Origin of the sequence: Flavobacterium antarcticum DSM 19726, assembly GCF_000419685.1 — a bacterium.
GTDB lineage: Bacteria > Bacteroidota > Bacteroidia > Flavobacteriales > Flavobacteriaceae > Flavobacterium > Flavobacterium antarcticum.
The window spans coordinates 301,026-319,936 of the sequence record NZ_ATTM01000005.1; the positions used below are offsets into that span (position 1 = coordinate 301,026).

Sequence of the window (18,911 nt, forward strand, 5' to 3'; positions counted from 1 at the left end):
GTTTACATATATGGCAAAGTTTGAATTGAAACTTCCTAAAATGGGAGAAAGCGTTGCAGAAGCAACAATTACCAACTGGCTTAAGAACGTCGGCGATGCTATTGAAGCAGATGAAGCGGTACTTGAAATTGCCACTGATAAAGTAGATTCAGAAGTGCCATCAGAGGTTTCAGGAATACTTACAGAAATTTTATTTCAAGTGGACGATGTAGTTCAAGTGGGGCAAACCATTGCAATAATTGAAGTTGCAGGTGGAGAAGCATCGACAGAAGCACCGTCAGCCAAAATTACTGCAGCAGCTGCTACTATTGAAAAAGAAGTAGAAACTGCAAAGGAAACTGTAGCGCCAACAAATTTTAATGATTCTGACAAATTCTTTTCACCTTTAGTAAAAAATATTGCTAAAGAAGAAGGTATCTCAGTTGCTCAATTAGAAGCAATTGCAGGTTCAGGAAAAGACGGTCGCGTGACTAAAGATGATATTTTAAATTACATTTCTGACCAGAAAAATATAACTAAAGCGCCAGTTGCGGCACCAGTTGCTCAACAAAAAGCTTCAACTCCACAACCGATAGCGGCTGCTAAATCAGCACCAGTTTCAGTTAATGGTGGCGACGAAATCATTGAGATGGACCGTATGCGAAAATTGATTGCTGGCTACATGGTCGCGTCAATTCAAACTTCGGCTCACGTTCAATCGTTCATCGAAGTCGATGTAACGAACATCGTAAAATGGAGAGATAAAGTAAAAGGAGCCTTTGAAAAACGTGAAGGTGAAAAACTAACTTTTACACCAATCATGATGGAGGCCGTTGCGAAAGCATTGAAAGATTTCCCAGGAATGAATATTTCTGTGGATGGCGATCACATCATCAAAAGAAAAAATATCAACCTTGGAATGGCAGCTGCTTTACCAAACGGGAATTTAATTGTGCCTGTAATTAAAAACGCAGACCAGTTGAATTTAGTGGGAATGGCAAAAGCCGTTAATGATTTAGGTGGACGTGCAAAAGCAGGAAAACTAAAACCAGACGATACACAAGGCGGAACGTATACCGTTACAAACGTCGGAACTTTTGGTAGCGTTTTCGGAACACCAATCATCAGTCAGCCACAGGTTGGGATTCTTGCTCTTGGAGCCATCCGTAAAGTGCCGGCAGTTATTGAAACTCCAGAAGGCGATTTCATCGGAATCCGTCAGAAAATGTTCTTATCGCACTCTTATGACCACAGAGTCGTGGATGGTGCTTTAGGAGGAAGTTTTGTAAAACGTGTAGCTGAATATTTGGAAGCGTTTGACGTAAATAGAGATTACTAATTTTAGAATGTGAACTCGTTTCAGGTTCAAAAATCATACAAACCCATCGCTGAAAAGTGTTGGGTTTTTTATTTGCAGCAAATCGGTAGTTTCTTTTTTAATCCATATTCCCGCTTTCCTTCCAAATCTCCTGATGAAAAATCAGGAGGATTTTCCCTCCTATCGGGGCTAAACTAAAATCTTTCGGCTTCTTTTGTCTTTGGGCTTTAAAAATAATAATTAAGTTTTCTGATCAACATCAGCTATTTTTTAAATCATTAAGGCATTAAGAAAATTAAGTCTTAATGTTTCTTAGTGCCTTAATGGTTTTTTAATCTCTTAAAACGATTTTGCAAAAGGAAATTTAAAGTTGAAATACTGTCAATTCAAAACCGATTTTAAAACAAAATTAGCAAAGCAAACAAATCTAAACCGCTATATTTGTAAACCTAATAAAACAATCTAAATGGAACTTAAATTATCGAAACCAATTTGCTTTTTTGACCTCGAAACCACAGGAATTAACATTACAACGGATCGAATAGTTGAAATCGCCATTTTTAAAGTTTATCCAAACGGAAATAAGGAAAGTAAAACTTGGCTCGTAAATCCCACTATTCCAATTCCAGCAGATACAACTGCAATTCACGGGATTTCGGATGAAAAAGTAGCTAATGAACCTACATTTGCCGAATTAGCTTCAGCGGTTTACAACATGATTAAAGATTCAGATTTAGCAGGTTTTAATTCTGACAGATTTGACATTCCATTATTAGCGGAAGAATTATTAAGAGCTGGAGTCGATTTTGACATGAAAAATAGAGTTTCTGTAGACATTCAAACAATTTTTCATAAAAAAGAAGAGCGTACTTTAGCAGCTGCATATAAATTCTATTGTGGAGAAACTTTGGAAAATGCGCATTCCGCAGAAGCCGATACAATGGCAACGTATGAAATCTTAAAGTCGCAGTTTGATCGCTACGATGATTTACCTCAGGACATGAAATCACTTTCAGAATATACGACTCGTAAAAAAACAGCCGATTTTGCCGGGTTTATAATCGTAGATAAAGATGGTGACGAAGCATTTAGCTTTGGAAAAAATAAAGGAAAGAAAGTAAATGATATTTTAGAAACCGAGCCTGGTTATTTCAGTTGGATTCAAAACGCTGATTTCCCACTTTACACTAAGAAAGTTTTAACTGCTATTAAATTGAGGAAGTTAAATACGAAATAGGTTCAGTCACGGTCGCAGTTTTCAGTCACAGTCGCTAAATTTTAGTAATAATAGAAAGTATTTTTATGGATTTTAAAGATTTATTGGCTTATAAAAAAGCATTTTCATTGGCTATGGAAATTAAGAAAAGTACTGATTCTTTTCCAAAAGAAGAAAAATTTGCATTGACAGATCAAATTAGAAGATCATCAAGAAGTGTATGTGCAAATATGGCGGAAGCTTATCGAAAAAGAAGATATATCAATCACTTTATTAGTAAATTAACGGATTGTGATGGAGAAAATTCTGAAACTTCTGTGTGGTTGGATTTTTCTTTTGAATGCAACTATATCTCATTAGAAATCCATCAAGATTTTACGCAGAAAGCTGCAGAAGTGGGAAAATTAATTAATTATATGATCAATAATCCTGAAAAATTTGGATGTACACCAAAATGAAAGAGAATTGAAAACTGAAATTACGACTATAGACTGCGACTGAAAACCGCGACTGAAAACTTAAACATCATGAAAATAATCTGCATCGGTAGAAATTATACCAAACACATCGAGGAATTGCAAAATGAACGTCCAACGGAGCCGGTTGTTTTCTTGAAACCGGATACGGCAATTTTGCCTAAAAACATGCCTTTCTTTATTCCTGATTTTTCGGACGACATTCACCATGAAGTGGAGATTTTAGTTCGGATTAATAGGGTAGGGAAGCACATTGAGCCGAGATTTGCACACAAATATTACGACGGAATCGGTTTGGGTATTGATTTTACTGCAAGAGAATTGCAAGCAAAATTGAAAGAAAAAGGCTTGCCTTGGGAGAAAGCGAAAGCATTTGACGGTTCGGCAGTAATTGGAAATTTTTTACCCAAAGAGAAGTTTGAATCATTAAATTCGATTAATTTTGAATTAACCAATAATGGAACTTCGGTTCAAAAAGGATGTACGTCAAATATGTTGTGGCAAATAGATGAGTTAATCGCTTATGTTTCGCAATATTTTACGTTAAAAATTGGAGATGTTATTTTTACAGGAACGCCAGAAGGTGTTGCTAAAGTAAATACAAATGACGTTTTAGAAGGTTTCATTGAAGGAGAATCAATCTTTAGAATACAAGTTAAATAAATGGCATTACACTACAATTTAGCAAAAGTGCACGAAATTTCAGATAACGATACTGAATTTGTGGTTGAACTTTTAAAGTTATTCGTACGCGACGTGCCGAGTGATTTGTCAGAAATGATTGCGGCAATTAAGGAGAAAAAACATTCAGAAGCCTATAGCTTTTCGCATAAAATGAAGCCATCTCTCGATTTATTAGGGATGACAATTGCTTATGAAGAGAATCTTTGTATTGAAAACTGGACCCGTGAAAAAGGCAAGAAGAAGGAAATAAAAGACACGTATAAAAGTTTGGAACACCACATTGAAAAAGCGGTTAAGGAAATAAGAAAAGATTTCAATTTACATTAAAACACACTTATGAAAGCAGCGATAGTTACTATTGGCGACGAAATTCTTATAGGCCAAATTGTAGATACAAATTCGGGCTATATGGCAAAAGCCTTAGATAAAATTGGCATTGAAATCACTGAAATGCTGTCGATTTCTGATGATAAAAATCATATTTTAGACACCTTCGCCAGTTTGCAAAATAAAGTTGATTTAGTGTTGATTACCGGTGGTTTAGGGCCAACAAAAGACGATATTACTAAAAAAACATTCTGTGATTATTTTGAAGACGAATTAGTAATTAATTCAGAAGTTTTGCAACATGTCACCCAAATAATTGAAGGTTTTTACAAACGACCGATCAGTCAAATGAACCGCGATCAAGCATTAGTTCCGTCCAAATGTACCATCTTAACCAATGCAAACGGAACTGCTCCAGGAATGTGGATGCAGAAGGAAAATACGGTATTTATATCGCTTCCGGGTGTTCCTTATGAAATGAAAGACATCGTAGATAATGTAATTGTTCCAAAAATCGTTAAGGAATATAAACGCCCTTTTATCATTCATCAAACGGTGTTAACGTACGGTCAAGGTGAAAGTATGGTCGCGGAACGGATTGAAGATTGGGAAAATAATTTACCTGAATTTATTAAGTTGGCGTATTTGCCAAGTCCGGGACGGGTTCGACTCCGACTTTCAGCAAGAGGTACAGACGAAAATTTATTAAATAACACGCTTGCGGAGCAAATTAAGCAACTTACAGCAATTATTGGTGACATAATTGTTGGCTACGACGATAGCGACACAATCGAAGTGGTTCTCGGTCGATTACTGACGAAGCATAATAAAACGTTGGCAACAGCCGAAAGTTGTACGGGTGGGAAAATAGCACAACGAATTACAGCAGTTCCAGGAGCTTCCGCTTATTTTAAAGGAAGTATTGTCTGCTATACCGAATCAGTCAAAACGGATGTATTGCAGGTTTCTAAAGAAACGATTGCGAAATATTCAGTTGTAAGTGAGGAAGTTGCTAGGGAGATGGTTCGCAATATTCAGAAAATAATGAATGTGGATTATGCGATTGCGGTAACTGGAAATGCTGGACCTACAAAAGACGCTACGAATGAAGAGGTTGGAATCGTTTTTATCGCATTGGCAACACCAGAATCTATTTTTGTAGAAAAATTTAATTTTGGCCAACCACGTGAAAAAGTGATAGATAGAACGGTAAATAAAAGTTTTGAATTGCTAATGAAAGAAATTTTAAAAAATGTACAATAATTATTTTGTATAAAGGTTTATTTTTCTTTTCTTTGCACCCTGATTTTGAATAACGATAAAAGATAAGCATAATGTCAAGAGTTTGTGACCTTACAGGTAAAAGAGCTATGGTGGGAAATAACGTTTCTCACGCGATGAACAAAACGAAAAGAAAGTTTTCTGTAAACTTACTTAAAAAACGTTTTTACCTTCCTGCAGAAGATAGATGGATTACTCTTAGAGTAGCTGCATCTACAATTAAAACAATCAACAAAAACGGAATTGACGCAGTGTTAAAAACTGCTAAAGCAAACGGATTTATCAAATAAATCTTCCTCAATAAATATATAGCAAGATGGCAAAGAAAGGTAATAGAATCCAAGTAATTTTAGAATGTACAGAACACAAAACATCAGGTGTTGCAGGTACTTCAAGATATATCACAACTAAGAACAAAAAAAATACTCCAGACAGATTAGAGATTAAGAAATTTAATCCAATCTTGAAAAGAGTAACTGTTCACAAAGAAATTAAATAATAATTTAAGATTTTTATAAAACGATAGGTGTTTGCATTTATCTATTTTATTAAAATTAAAAGACATTTAAATCATGGCAAAGAAAACCGTAGCAACCCTACAGACAGCTTCAAAGAGATTATCAAAAGCCATCAAAATGGTGAAATCTCCAAAAACAGGTGCATATACATTCGTTGAGTCAATCATGGCACCAGAACTTGTTGATGAATTCTTGAAAAAGAAATAATTCAAACTACAATTTTATAGAAAAGCTACTTTCCACCCGAAAGTAGCTTTTTTATTTTTATATTTGTCGTTAAATTTTTGAGCACCACTTCTCATAGAGTAAAGAACACAAATACAGAACATAGAACAAAACAAATATGAGCTTCTTTAAAAGAATATTTTCTTCCGAAAAAAAGGAATCAGGCTTAAATGAACAAGCTAAGGAAACGCTTGATAAAGGTTTGGAGAAATCCAAAAGTTCCTTTTTCTCTAAACTTACAAAAGCAGTTGCTGGAAAATCAAAAGTGGATGATGAGGTTTTAGATAACCTTGAAGAAATACTAGTAGCTTCTGACGTAGGAGTTGATACGACATTGAAGATCATCAAACGGATTGAAAAAAGAGTTTCAGAAGATAAGTACGTTGGAACAGAAGAATTAAATCAAATTCTTCGTGATGAAATTGCTGGTCTACTTTCTGAAACCAATAATACGAATTCATCCGTATTTGAAATACCTGCAAATAAGAAGCCCTACGTTTTAATGGTCGTTGGTGTAAATGGTGTTGGTAAAACGACGACAATCGGAAAACTTGCGTACCAATTTAATAAAGCAGGCTACAAAGTTGTTCTTGGTGCCGCAGATACTTTTAGAGCTGCAGCAATTGATCAATTGCAAATTTGGGCGGATCGTGTTGGCGTTCCTATGGTTCGTCAAGAAATGGGAAGTGATCCCGCTTCAGTAGCATTTGACACTCTGAAATCAGCCGTTGCCCAAGAGGCTGATGTGGTTATTATTGATACCGCAGGACGTTTGCATAATAAAGTCAATTTGATGAACGAACTTACAAAAGTGAAGCGTGTCATGCAGAAAGTAATTGACGATGCTCCACACGATGTATTGTTAGTTTTAGATGGTTCAACTGGACAAAATGCTTTTGAACAAGCCAAACAATTTACTGCAGCAACTGAAGTGACATCTTTAGCGGTAACGAAATTAGATGGAACTGCAAAAGGGGGAGTTGTGATTGGTATTTCAGATCAATTTCAAATTCCCGTAAAATATATTGGAGTGGGAGAAGGAATCGAAGATTTGCAAGTTTTTAATAAAATTGAATTTGTTGATTCTTTTTTTAAATAAAATTTTAATCCGTATAAAATAGTAAGCTCAAATATATTTTGAGCTTTTTTTATGTAATAAATAATCGGTCTCATTTTTTTATCCTACATTAAAACAGTAATTTTATTTTTTTAAATTTCAACCATGAAAAATTTTATTCTTTCACTTTTTACAGTATTTATTTTAACTTCTTGCCAAGAGAAAAAAGCGGAAACCTTTGATGTAAATCTATTAAATGGATATTGGGAAATCGAACAAGTCACAATGGCGGACGGTACCAAGAAAGAATACAAGATGAGCGAAACAGTAGATTTTTTCGAAGTAAAAAACGACAGCGGTTTTCGTAAAAAAGTAAAACCTCAATTGGACGGAACCTATTTGGTAAATGATTCTGAAGAAGAAATAAAAATAGAAAAATCAGCAGAAGGAACTTTCATTTCTTACAAAACGGATTATGCCACTTGGAAGGAAGAAATCAAGACGCTGACAGAAGAGCAACTGGTTTTAGAGAATGATCAAAACTTGCAATACCAATACAAACGACCAATTCCTTTTACCGTAAAATAATGGCCAAACGATTAAATAATGAAAACACAATAGGCGACGTTTTAAAGTACATCATTAAAGAAAACCGACTCCAACCTGGAATGGATCAAATTTCGGTTAAGGAAGCTTGGCAGTCTTTGATGGGAAATGGCGTCAATAGTTATACTAAAAGCGTCGTTCTCAAAGGAACTATTCTCTATGTAGAATTATCATCAGCGGTGTTGCGAGAAGAGCTGAGCTTTGGTAAGTCTAAAATAATTGCAATGCTCAACGAAGAACTTCGGCGGGACCTTATTAAAGAAGTAGTATTAAGATAAAAAAAAGCCGATTCAAAATAAATTGAATCGGCTTTATATTTTTAGGCCAATTTTTAACATCCATTACTGAACACTAAAAACCTGAAAACTTTTTACTAGAAATTTTCTCTTCCTGCAAAGTGAAATGCACCTTCGATAGCTGCGTTTTCATCTGAATCAGAACCGTGAACTGCATTTTCTCCAATAGAAGTTGCATACGCTTTTCTGATTGTTCCTTCCGCTGCATCAGCAGGATTTGTAGCGCCAATCAATGTTCTGAAATCTTCAACTGCATTGTCTTTCTCAAGAATTGCAGCAAGAATTGGACCTCTTGACATAAATTCTACTAACTCGCCATAAAACGGACGAGCAGCATGAACGTCGTAAAATTTTTGTGCGTCAGCAGTAGTCAATTGCGTTAATTTCAAAGAAACGATTTTGAAACCTGCATTTGTGATCATTGCTAAAATGTTTCCGATGTGTCCGTTTGCAACTGCATCCGGCTTAATCATTGTAAATGTTCTATTTGTAGCCATTTTTTTTATTTTTTAATTCGGTGCAAAAATAGTTTTTTATAATTTATAAATAAAACGTTCGTTTATTTAATTTGAAAATTAAAACCCAGCTGAGTTCACTTTATACCACAACGATTTCAAACTGTTGTTCCAAAGGTTTCAAAGCAGCAAATAATTGTTCAATCATTGTATCGCCACTTTCAAGATAAAATTCAGAAAAATTAGCTTTTCGTTCCTGCAAACTCTGATTCGGAAATAATTCGTTTTGTAAATCAGTAACGCGTTCTAATATATCGGCATAATGCTTTTTTTCCGCTTTAATCATTCTTTTTTCTAGTGCATTCAAGCCTTTAATTTGTTTTGTTTCTTGAGCGTTTACAGCGCCAATAAAGGAAGAATCTGTTTTTTGAGCCATTTTTCGAAGGGTGTCAAATTGCGCTTGTAAAAACTGCTTTTGTTCTGAAAAATCTAATGTAAATTTTGAAGCTTTTTTTACAATTTTCTCTTTTAAATCAAACTGTTTTTTAAATAAATCGTTCCAAGATAATTCTAATTTATCTGCTTTCTTCGCTTGCTTCTCAGTGGCTAACAAGACGGAATTTCTCAATAATAAGACAGGGAACGTTACTTTAGAAGCTTCAAAATATGATTTCAATTCTAACCAATACGCTAATTCTCCACCACCACCGATGTAAGCTAAATTAGGTAAAACAACTTCCTGATACAGCGGTCGCATTATCACATTTGGACTAAACTTTTCTGGATGCTGTTCTAATTCGTTCAACAACTCTTTTTCAGTAAACTTAATTTCAGTATTGTTGATTAAATAAACGCCATCTTCTAAAATAATTCGCTCTCGAAAATCATCTTCAATATAAAATAAATTAATCTCCCTTGGATTCACCTGAATTTTATAAGCCGATAGTAGTTCAGCAGTTTCTGCCACTTTTTGATGCGAGGTTTGGTGCAGTAATTCCTCTTTCACATAAGGAATAAATCGTTTTTTTAAGTCGGCATCATCCGCGTCCAAAATAACCAATCCATAGGAGCCGAAGATTTTATCTGCTAAAAATCGTGTGGCTTCCGCCAAAGTTGCATGATTTATATAAGCATCTTCAAATAATTTTTTTAACTCTTCAGCATTTTTACCCATGCCCAATTCCCCACTAAAAGTTTTAAAAACTTCACTCAGTCCATCTGTCGACAATCGACCTACCGGACCAGAACTTTCTCTGTTCCATCGAAGTTTTTTATCTTTAAAGTTGAAATAATTGATTTCATCAAAATCGTGATCTTCCGTTGCCATCCAATACACCGGAACGAAATTTTTATCGGGATAGGTATCTTTTAATTCCTTGGTGAGATTAATCACCGAAATGATTTTGTATAAAAAATACAACGGTCCTGTAAACAAATTCAACTGATGTCCCGTAGTAATAGTAAACGTATTTGTCTGTTCTAACGCTGCGATGTTTTCTAAAGTCAAATCAGAAATGGTAATATTTGCGTATTGGTTTTTCAATACTGAAACCAATACGGCACGATTTGCATCTGCATAATTGGATTGCTTTTCAATGATTTGTGTTTTAAAGTTTTCCAAGGTAGGAAATCTGTTGTATAACGATTGTAATTGTTCTTTTTGATCCAAATAATCATTCATAATTGGAGTGAAATACCCGGAATCTTGATAGCTAATACAGTCGGTTGGCATAATTTAGAAGTCTATAATTTTCGTAAAATTAACTAAAATTAATTGGACCTATTTTTGGTTTAACAAATGCTTGTGAAATATATTTAGCTGCAGTTGTTTATCAGTTTATATCACGTATTTTTGCACCTTAATTCGTTTCTGATTTGCAAACTAAACTTTTTCTTTTCACGCCGCCTTTCACACAGCTAAACACACCGTATCCGGCCACGGCCTATATTAAAGGATTTTTGAATACCAAGAATATTCCTAGTGTTCAAGCTGATTTAGGTATTGAAGTGATTTTAAAAATGTTTTCAAAGCAAGGACTTATGCATCTTTTTGCGCAAGCAGAAAAATTTGAAAATCCAGGAGAAAATAGTTTTCGAATTATCGCGTTGAAAGCGTATTACATCAATACAATTGATGCTGTAATTTTATTTTTACAAGGAAAAAACCCAACATTAGCATTATCCATTTGCCAAGAAGATTTTCTTCCTGAAGCCTCACGCTTCGCACAACTAGATGAGCTGGATTGGGCATTTGGAAGCATGGGAACACAAGATAAAGCAAAACACCTTGCCACACTTTACCTCGAAGACCTTTCCGACTTAATCGTAGAATGTGTCGACAACAACTTCGGTTTCAGCCGCTATGCTGAACGATTGGGTCGATCCGCAAGTACATTTGATGAATTGTATGAAAGCTTGCAAACTGAACCAACTTATATTGACAACATTCTACTAGAAATTCTAGAAGAAAGGATTATTGACGTAGAGCCAACATTGGTTTTGATTTCAGTTCCCTTTCCTGGAAATTTATATGCCGCATTTCGTTCTGCACAATTGATCAAGAAAAAGTTTCCGCATATAAAAGTGTCAATGGGTGGCGGTTTTCCAAATACCGAACTCCGTTCCTTGTCAGATGTTAGGGTATTTGAATTTCTAGACTTTATTACGCTAGACGACGGAGAAGTTCCTGTTGAAGAATTAATAAACAATATCGAAAATTCGGACTACGACACGTTCAAAAGAACTTTATTGGTAGAAGAAGGTAAAGTCGTTTATAGAAATGATTCGGCTAAAAGTGATTACAAACAATCAGAAGTTGGAACCCCAGATTATTCTGATTTGCAACTAGACAAATACATCTCAGTAATCGAAATCGTAAACCCAATGCACCGCATGTGGAGTGACGGCAGATGGAACAAACTCACAATGGCACACGGTTGCTACTGGGGAAAATGTACCTTCTGCGACATTTCGTTAGATTATATAAAAATTTACGAACCCATTGCTGCAAACCTGTTGTGCGATAGAATAGAGGAATTAATTGCCGCTACGGGGCAAAATGGATTTCATTTTGTGGATGAAGCAGCACCACCAGCATTAATGAGAGCTTTGGCATTAGAAATTTTGCGACGAAAAATTGCCGTGACTTGGTGGACCAATATTCGTTTTGAAAAAGCATTTACAAGAGATTTATGTGTTTTATTGAAAGCTTCGGGATGTATCGCCGTTTCAGGTGGTATAGAAGTAGCTTCTGATCGCTTGTTGAAACTTATTGACAAAGGAATTACAGTGGAACAAGTCGCCATTGTGAATCGCAATTTTACCGAAGCGGGAATAATGGTGCATTCGTATTTGATGTACGGATATCCTACGCAAACGGTTCAAGAAACCATTGATAGTTTAGAAATGGTTCGGCAATTGTTTGAAACCGGTGTGATACAATCCGGATTTTGGCATCAATTTGCGTTAACAGCTCATAGTCCGGTGGGAATGTATCCGGAGAAATTTGGCGTAATTCGAAACATGGATATTGGAACTTTCGCAAACAACGATGTAGAATTTAAGGACATAACCGGTATTGATCATGAGAAGTTTAGTTTTGGCTTGTCAAAATCATTATACAACTTCATGCATGGAATTTGTTTTGATTATCCCTTACAAGATTGGTTCGAATTTAAAATTCCAAAAACGAAAATCCCATCTGATTTCATCGAAAATGCAATTACAGCACCTGACTCACTAGAGGTGAAATCTAATGCGAAAATAGTGTGGATTGGTGGAAAACCAACAGTAGCCTACACAACGAAATCTAAAAAAGGAAAATCTTGGGAAGTGGTGAGTTTGACTTTTCACGATAAGAAAGAATCATTTTCAATCCAAATGAATAGGGAAGAAGGCGAATGGTTTATGGAGATATTAGAAGAATTATCTGTTGCAAACACGAAGCCTAAGTCCTATTTACAAGTGAAAAGTGATTTTGAACAAAAAGGACTTGAAAATTTTGAGTTGTTTTGGCATTCAAAACCACTCAAAACCATTAAGTCCTTTGGACTATTGGTACTATAATTCAGTTGAAATTATTCGCTTTCTTCTGATTTCTTTTTTGATTTTTTATTCTTTTTGTCGTTCTTCTTACTTGTGTTTTTGTCTTTTAATTCTTCAAAAAGCACTTTCTGTTTCTCGCTAAAAATAGCCGTAAACTTTTCCTCCATTGTAGTTCTAGCAATTTGGCTTTTCTCTACTTTAGCATCGTTTGGAATATTCTCCAACCCAATTTCGTTTACATTTTTCACGTATTCTTCAATCAGATTTTTTACAATCGCACTTTGAAAACCATCTAATTTAAGCTTGTCCGTTAAGTTATCGGCCATCACTTTTACGTAATCTACCGGTTCTTTTTTTGGCTCTTTACTGTATCGGTTTTCGGCACCAATGCTTCTGTCAAGACCACCTCTGCTATTGGGATTGTAATATTGAGCATAAGATTGTACGCTTGAAAAGACAATAAACAAAACAACTATTTTAGAAAAAATATTCATCATACGGGTATCATTTTTACTTATTCTACGGGTTCGCCGTACAAGTCAAATTCAGTTGCTTCTGTAATTTTGATCATCACAAACTCGCCTGTTTTTAAGTACGTTTTTGTAGCGTCAATTAATACTTCATTATCCACATCTGGACTATCAAACTCTGTTCTACCTACAAAATGCGTTCCTTCTTTTCGGTCGATAATGCATTTAAAAACTTGTCCCACTTTTTCTTGGTTCAAATCCCATGAAATTTGCGACTGCAATTCCATAATTTCATTTGCACGAGCTTGTTTTACATCAGCAGGAACGTCGTCTTCTAATAAATAAGCGTGCGTATTTTCTTCATGAGAATAAGCGAAACAACCCATTCGGTCAAATTTCATTTCTTGTACCCAATCCCTCAACGTTTCAAAATCTTCTTGCGTTTCACCTGGATAACCTACAATAAGCGTCGTTCTAATCGCGATTCCAGGAACTGCTTCACGGAAATCTTTTAGCAATTTAGTTGTTTTCGCTTGTGTAGTTCCACGTCGCATTGATTTCAAAATTGAATCAGAAATATGTTGCAACGGAATATCGATGTAATTACATATTTTAGGTTCGCGTTTCATTAAGTCCAATACATCCATTGGGAATCCCGTAGGAAAGGCATAATGCAAACGAATCCATTCAATACCTTCTACTTTTGCTAATGCTTCAAGTAACTCAGCTAAATTTCGTTTTTTGTAAATATCTAAACCATAATAGGTCAAATCTTGTGCAATCAAAATCAATTCTTTTACACCATCTCTCGCTAATCCTTGTGCTTCTTTAACTAATTTTTCAATAGGTTGAGAAACGTGGGTTCCTCTCATTAAAGGAATGGCGCAAAAACTGCAAGGTCTGTCGCAACCTTCTGCAATTTTTAAATAGGCATAATTTTTAGGCGTTGTTGTTAAACGTTCTCCTAATAATTCGTGTTTATAATCTGCACCAAGCGCTTTTAAAAGTCCAGGCAATTCTGTAGTTCCAAAATACTGGTCTACATCCGGAATTTCTTTCTCTAAATCTGGTCGGTAGCGTTCAGATAAACATCCGGTTACGAATACTTTGTCTACTAATCCTTGTTTCTTTTTTTCTGCATATTCTAAAATCATATTCACTGATTCCGCTTTTGCATTGTCAATAAAACCACACGTATTGATTACAATAATATTTCCTTCTGATTCAGCAGGAGCTTCGTGTTCTACGTCTTTTCCACTGGCTTTCAGTTGTCCCATCAATACTTCACTGTCGTAAACATTTTTAGAACAGCCAAGTGTAATTACGTTAATTTTATTCTTTTTTAAAGATTTGGTTCTCATAGTATTAAGTTCTCGAATTTTTTAGAGGGTGCAAAATTACATATTTATTTTTAGAAGCGAGTCACTTTTGGCTTTTTTAGGAAAGTTTGGACCCGCATTCCTTCCACATCTCCCGAAAAAACGGGAGGATGTTCCCACCATTCGGGGCTGGGTCGCGGCGTTTGGGTATATAAAAAAGTCTGCTTCAAAATGTTCTAAAGCAGACTTTTATCTATTTAAAGTTATTATAATTCAAAACCAAGCGTCAAGGTCACATTATTCTGGATGGCCTCAATGTTCGCCGTATCAGTTAAACCTTGCGAGAAAAAGGCTTGATTATTCTCTCGTTTCGCATACGTGTACGCCATATCTAATTTCACCGAACCAAAATTATAACCAAGACCAGTTGAAAAACTATTTAAATTGCCAATGGTATTGTTCTCTTTATACGGACTTTCCTCAAAGCGGTAACCACCTCTCAAGCTCCATTGCTTAATTCTATATTCAGCTCCAATTCGCACTTCATTTGAAACGTCTAAAGTTGTATTTATGGAATTATTTGCGGTACGGAATTCATTTGCAGGTTTGAATTTTGCATTACTGTAATCGCGCAAACTATAATCGATACTAATCAGTCCTGAACCACCAAAAATGTAAGCCACACTTCCGGTATATTTTGAAGGCGTTTGCAAACGATAGGTAGGGTAGAAAACAACCACATTCGGATCTGCAAAGAAACTGGTTCCATTCGTTCCACAATCCGCACAATTAACTGAAAGGGTTTGTTTTAATTCGTCGTTTAAATCGTACCAAGTTGGTGATTCATACGCTAAACCCACTCGGAATTCATTGGTAACTTTTGCAATCGCACCGACTTGAAATGAAAATCCGTTTCCATAAGTGTACAATTGATTTGTAAATCTTGACGCTTGAACGCCTGTTGCTGGATCATTTCCGGGAGAATCTAAATAATCTTCATAATAACTGGACGTTGTCTGAAAATCATTAAAATGCGCATTTAAGTTGGCTCCAAAATAAAACCGATTGTCGTACTCTGTCGCTACGTTAAACGAAAGTTTGCCATTATAACCTTTTGATTCGATACTGTTTTCTTGGTAGTAATTTCCATTTGGATTTACCGCAGACGTATATTGGTTTCCAGCAGCAGGATTAATTAGGTACGCATTGTAACCCAAGTATGCTTGCTGTTCGTTATAGGACAAGGTTTCGTAAGGATTATTTGTTAGAACGTTTTCCGGAATACCGTTAGCGTAACTGCTAAAGTAGTTTGCTACAGAATTTGTGGGATTATAGCCTTGCGAATAAACGGAATTATCATAGTTATTTGTTTTGTCGTAATTCATCGCTAATGAGAACTTACTCCATTTACTATTCGTGTCTTGATTGGTAAAAACCCAAACAGCACCCAATTGATTCATGTCAAAAGAAGAATCCTTAGCATCGGTTTGCGTACCGAAGTAAGTAGAATTATTTTTTAAATTAGAATTAGACAACGTTACTGAAGCAAAATTATTTACAAAAACCGCTGAACCTGCAGGATTGACATTCAATGCAGAAAGGTCGCCACCCAATGCGCCAAATGCACCACTCATCGCTCTGTATCGTGCACTTCCTGTAACATCATCTTGGGCATACCGCAAAGCATCTGAAGTTTGTTGTGCTTTTGCAGCAGTAAAAGTCAATCCGATTAATAATAGGAAAATTATTTTTCTCATTTTGTTTTAATTTAAATTCATAAAAAAGCCTATGTCACACAAGCATGAACCATAGGCAATATGTGTAGAAAGTACTTTATCGTCGTCCGCTACCTGAAGATCTTCCGCCACCTGATGAACTACCACTTGACGATCCAGAAGAACGTGTTGGAGTAGAAGGAGTATAATTTCTCGTAGGAGTTGTTGTTCTTGTTGGCGTTGTGGTTCTTGGAGAAGTTCGCGTTGGAGCTGTATTATTCGGAACATTTCTTGTGCTGTTTCTCACAGGAGTAGTTGATCTAGTATCGTTATAGTTTCTTGTAGGCGTGTAATTATTGTTTCGAGTCGAATTTCCTCTTGTTGAATTATAATTTCGAGTCGAATTACTTCTAATGCTGTTTGTATTTCTTGTGTTGTAGGAATTTCGGGTATTCAAATAATCGTTATTTCGGCGACCTACACCTGCTGCATAATTATTGCCGTAGTAGTTATTTCCGTAATAAGGATTGTAGTGGTTATTGTACCAACCACCATAGTAAGGATTGTTCCAGCCATAATAGCCACCCCAACCGTAATAGCTGTTAAAGCCGTAATAATTGTTCCAACCAAATCCCCAACTTGGTCCATACCAAGAACTAAATCCCCAATAAGGTGCATACCAACTGTTGTAACCCCAATAATTATTATGACCCCACGAATCTTCATAAATGTTAACCGTTACATTATCGGAGTTAGATCCCCAACCTGCATAGTTTTCATTATAATTTGGATTTTCTTGGTCGTAATTATTAGAAGAATAGTTGTCAACATCTGTTAAAACCTCTACTTCTTGTTTAGACTCAAAATAGTTTTTATAGGCAAAATTATTACCGGAGTTATTTCTATTTTCAGTTGTTCTTTGAGAATTAGAATAAATACCATCTCTATCGTCTTGCGAAGTGTTTTGATAACTTCCACAGGAAACAATTCCCAGTGCAAGAAATCCAGCAAATAGGAAATGAGAAAAACGTTTGGGTAAATTATAATAAGTTTTCATATCTATTGGGGTTTTTATTGTTGGTCTATACAAAAATAGTTAGTTTTGCCAAACTATTTAGTTAAAATAAGTTAAACAATTTTTATGCCAATCTATTCATTATGAGTAAGAATTTAACAACACGGGAACAAGATTATTCCAAATGGTACAACGAGCTGGTTGTCAAGGCTGATCTTGCAGAAAACTCAGGGGTGCGAGGTTGTATGGTGATCAAGCCTTACGGTTATGCAATTTGGGAAAAAATGCAAGCGGAATTGGATCGAATGTTCAAAGAAACAGGACACAGTAATGCTTATTTTCCTTTGTTTGTTCCTAAAAGTATGTTTGAAGCGGAAGAAAAAAACGCAGAAGGATTTGCAAAAGAATGTGCAATTGTGACTCATTACCGATTAAAAAATGATCCTGATAAACCAGGAAAATTAATGGTAGATCCAAATGCGAAATTGGAAGAGGAGCTTATAGTTCGGCCAACAAGTGAAGCCATAATTTGGTCTACGTATAAAGGTTGGGTACAATCGTATCGTGATTTGCCATTACTGATCAATCAATGGGCAAACGTGGTTCGGTGGGAAATGAGAACACGTTTGTTTTTACGAACTGCAGAGTTCTTATGGCAAGAAGGACATACCGCTCACGCTACTAGAGTTGAAGCGATTGAAGAATCAGAAAAAATGATGAATGTTTATGCTGAATTTGCTGAAAACTTCATGGCAATTCCGGTGATAAAAGGATTGAAAACAGAAACGGAGCGATTTGCAGGTGCAGAAGAAACCTATTGTATTGAAGCGTTGATGCAAGATGGAAAAGCCCTTCAAGCGGGAACTTCGCACTTTTTGGGTCAAAATTTCGCAAAAGCTTTTGACGTAAAATTTGCAACAGCAGAAGGAACACAAGAATACGTTTGGGGAACATCTTGGGGTGTGTCAACACGTTTAATGGGTGCTTTAGTGATGACGCATTCAGATGATAATGGATTGGTTTTGCCGCCAAATTTAGCGCCAATTCAAATTGTAATCGTTCCTATTTATAAAACCGATGAAGAATTTAAAGCGGTTGCTGATGCAGCACATACTTTAGTAAGTCAGTTCAAGAAATTAAAGCTTTCTGTAAAGTTTGACGACAGAACGACGCAAAAGCCTGGATTCAAATTTGCAGAATGGGAATTAAAAGGAGTTCCGGTTCGAATTACGATTGGACCAAAAGATTTGCAAAATGGTACTTTTGAAATAGCACGACGTGATACGTTGACAAAAGAAATTATTTTGAAAGACGAAATTGTGAATCATGTAAGTGCTTTATTGGACAAAATCCAAGACGATTTATTTCAAAAAGCACTGTCGTACAGAAATAATCACATCACAGAAGTGAACTCGTTTGAGGAATTTAAAACCGTTTTAGAGGATAAAGGTGGCTTTATATCAGCACATTGGGATGGAACTCCGGAGACAGAGGAAAAGATCAAAGAATTGACTAAAGCAACGATTAGATGCATCGCTTTAGACCGTGTGAAAGAGTCGGGAAGTTGCATGTTTACTGGTAATCCAAGTGAAGGAAGGGTGCTTTTTGCGAAAGCATATTAAAAATTTTAAAAATTTTTCACTTTAGGCTTGCGTGAATAAAAAATAGTTGTATTTTTGCATCCGCATTCAACAAGCAGGGCCCGTTCGTCTATCGGTTAGGACGCATGGTTTTCATCCATGTAAGAGCGGTTCGATTCCGCTACGGGCTACTAATTTTCTTGAATCGAAGTTTGCACTAACTCTAAAAGTGATATGGCCCGTTCGTCTATCGGTTAGGACGCATGGTTTTCATCCATGTAAGAGCGGTTCGATTCCGCTACGGGCTACAAAATAAGATCTGATTTTTTT

General features: G+C 35.8%; 20 protein-coding genes and 2 tRNA genes. 16 read left to right on the top strand and 6 right to left on the bottom strand.

The genetic code is table 11. From position 1 onward, the window contains the following. Positions 1–10: 10 nt before the first annotated feature. The 12 genes from YWA_RS0110760 (at position 11) to YWA_RS0110820 (ending at position 7,965) form a co-directional block, all read left to right on the top strand. Positions 11–1,318, top strand: a complete 1,308-nt coding sequence (locus YWA_RS0110760; protein ID WP_022828519.1) for a dihydrolipoamide acetyltransferase family protein — start codon at positions 11–13, stop codon at positions 1,316–1,318. A 445-nt stretch (positions 1,319–1,763) separates the two neighbouring features. Next, positions 1,764–2,534 (top strand): 3'-5' exonuclease, encoded by a 771-nt coding sequence (locus YWA_RS0110765; RefSeq protein WP_022828520.1) that lies wholly within the window; start codon positions 1,764–1,766, stop codon positions 2,532–2,534. A 65-nt stretch (positions 2,535–2,599) separates the two neighbouring features. Beyond that, positions 2,600–2,971 carry a four helix bundle protein gene (locus tag YWA_RS0110770; RefSeq protein ID WP_022828521.1) on the top strand — a complete coding sequence of 124 codons (372 nt, stop codon included), beginning with the start codon at positions 2,600–2,602 and terminating at the stop codon, positions 2,969–2,971. 69 nt (positions 2,972–3,040) lie between these two features. After that, the gene (locus YWA_RS0110775; protein ID WP_022828522.1) at positions 3,041–3,652 is read left to right on the top strand and encodes a fumarylacetoacetate hydrolase family protein; all 612 of its coding nucleotides are present in this window, start codon (positions 3,041–3,043) and stop codon (positions 3,650–3,652) included. Continuing rightward, positions 3,653–4,000: an Hpt domain-containing protein gene (locus YWA_RS0110780; RefSeq protein ID WP_022828523.1), complete on the top strand. Its 348-nt coding sequence runs from the start codon at positions 3,653–3,655 to the stop codon at positions 3,998–4,000. A gap of 9 nt (positions 4,001–4,009) precedes the next feature. Next, positions 4,010–5,263: a CinA family nicotinamide mononucleotide deamidase-related protein gene (locus YWA_RS0110785; protein WP_022828524.1), complete on the top strand. Its 1,254-nt coding sequence runs from the start codon at positions 4,010–4,012 to the stop codon at positions 5,261–5,263. A gap of 71 nt (positions 5,264–5,334) precedes the next feature. Next, the gene (rpmB, locus tag YWA_RS0110790) at positions 5,335–5,571 is read left to right on the top strand and encodes a 50S ribosomal protein L28 (protein ID WP_022828525.1); all 237 of its coding nucleotides are present in this window, start codon (positions 5,335–5,337) and stop codon (positions 5,569–5,571) included. Between the two features lie 26 nt (positions 5,572–5,597). Then, on the top strand, positions 5,598–5,780 hold the full coding sequence (gene rpmG, locus YWA_RS0110795; RefSeq protein WP_017495179.1) for a 50S ribosomal protein L33: 183 nt from the start codon (positions 5,598–5,600) through the stop codon (positions 5,778–5,780). Between the two features lie 73 nt (positions 5,781–5,853). Next, positions 5,854–6,006, top strand: a complete 153-nt coding sequence (locus YWA_RS15555; protein ID WP_022828526.1) for a DUF4295 domain-containing protein — start codon at positions 5,854–5,856, stop codon at positions 6,004–6,006. A 136-nt stretch (positions 6,007–6,142) separates the two neighbouring features. Beyond that, entirely contained in the window at positions 6,143–7,123 is a 981-nt protein-coding gene (gene ftsY / locus YWA_RS0110810; protein ID WP_022828527.1) for a signal recognition particle-docking protein FtsY, read from the top strand. 123 nt (positions 7,124–7,246) lie between these two features. Next, positions 7,247–7,669 (top strand): lipocalin family protein, encoded by a 423-nt coding sequence (locus tag YWA_RS0110815; protein ID WP_022828528.1) that lies wholly within the window; start codon positions 7,247–7,249, stop codon positions 7,667–7,669. Further along, positions 7,669–7,965, top strand: a complete 297-nt coding sequence (locus YWA_RS0110820) for a DUF721 domain-containing protein (protein WP_022828529.1) — start codon at positions 7,669–7,671, stop codon at positions 7,963–7,965. Before YWA_RS0110815 ends, YWA_RS0110820 begins: the two co-directional genes overlap by 1 nt. A 95-nt stretch (positions 7,966–8,060) precedes the next feature. On the opposite strand, the gene YWA_RS0110825 is transcribed toward YWA_RS0110820, so the two are convergent. Both YWA_RS0110825 and bshC read right to left on the bottom strand, forming a co-directional pair. After that, positions 8,061–8,480 carry a nucleoside-diphosphate kinase gene (locus tag YWA_RS0110825; RefSeq protein WP_022828530.1) on the bottom strand — a complete coding sequence of 140 codons (420 nt, stop codon included), beginning with the start codon at positions 8,478–8,480 and terminating at the stop codon, positions 8,061–8,063. 100 nt (positions 8,481–8,580) lie between these two features. Beyond that, a complete protein-coding gene (gene bshC, locus YWA_RS0110830; RefSeq protein ID WP_022828531.1) occupies positions 8,581–10,170 on the bottom strand; it encodes a bacillithiol biosynthesis cysteine-adding enzyme BshC in 1,590 nt (529 codons plus the stop codon). A 143-nt stretch (positions 10,171–10,313) separates the two neighbouring features. On the opposite strand from bshC, the gene YWA_RS0110835 reads away from it, so the two are divergent. Beyond that, complete coding sequence (locus YWA_RS0110835; protein WP_022828532.1) at positions 10,314–12,503, top strand: B12-binding domain-containing radical SAM protein; 2,190 nt, start codon at positions 10,314–10,316, stop codon at positions 12,501–12,503. Positions 12,504–12,514: 11 nt separating this feature from the next. Here YWA_RS0110835 and YWA_RS0110840 read toward each other — a convergent pair whose 3' ends face one another. The 4 genes from YWA_RS0110840 to YWA_RS0110855 all read right to left on the bottom strand — a co-directional run bounded on the left by YWA_RS0110840 (position 12,515) and on the right by YWA_RS0110855 (position 17,043). Beyond that, a complete protein-coding gene (locus YWA_RS0110840) occupies positions 12,515–12,979 on the bottom strand; it encodes a hypothetical protein (RefSeq protein ID WP_022828533.1) in 465 nt (154 codons plus the stop codon). Positions 12,980–12,996: 17 nt separating this feature from the next. Beyond that, positions 12,997–14,313 (bottom strand): 30S ribosomal protein S12 methylthiotransferase RimO, encoded by a 1,317-nt coding sequence (rimO, locus tag YWA_RS0110845; RefSeq protein WP_022828534.1) that lies wholly within the window; start codon positions 14,311–14,313, stop codon positions 12,997–12,999. Between the two features lie 224 nt (positions 14,314–14,537). Further along, the gene (locus YWA_RS0110850; protein WP_022828535.1) at positions 14,538–16,028 is read right to left on the bottom strand and encodes an OmpP1/FadL family transporter; all 1,491 of its coding nucleotides are present in this window, start codon (positions 16,026–16,028) and stop codon (positions 14,538–14,540) included. A 76-nt stretch (positions 16,029–16,104) separates the two neighbouring features. Next, a complete protein-coding gene (locus tag YWA_RS0110855; RefSeq protein ID WP_022828536.1) occupies positions 16,105–17,043 on the bottom strand; it encodes a hypothetical protein in 939 nt (312 codons plus the stop codon). 101 nt (positions 17,044–17,144) lie between these two features. Between YWA_RS0110855 and proS the strand changes: the two genes are divergently transcribed. The 3 genes from proS (at position 17,145) to YWA_RS0110870 (ending at position 18,889) form a co-directional block, all read left to right on the top strand. Beyond that, positions 17,145–18,623, top strand: a complete 1,479-nt coding sequence (gene proS, locus YWA_RS0110860) for a proline--tRNA ligase (protein WP_022828537.1) — start codon at positions 17,145–17,147, stop codon at positions 18,621–18,623. A gap of 77 nt (positions 18,624–18,700) precedes the next feature. Next, a tRNA-Glu gene (locus tag YWA_RS0110865) sits at positions 18,701–18,772 on the top strand. 45 nt (positions 18,773–18,817) lie between these two features. Then, positions 18,818–18,889: transfer RNA gene (locus tag YWA_RS0110870), tRNA-Glu, on the top strand. The last annotated feature ends 22 nt before the right edge of the window (positions 18,890–18,911 follow it).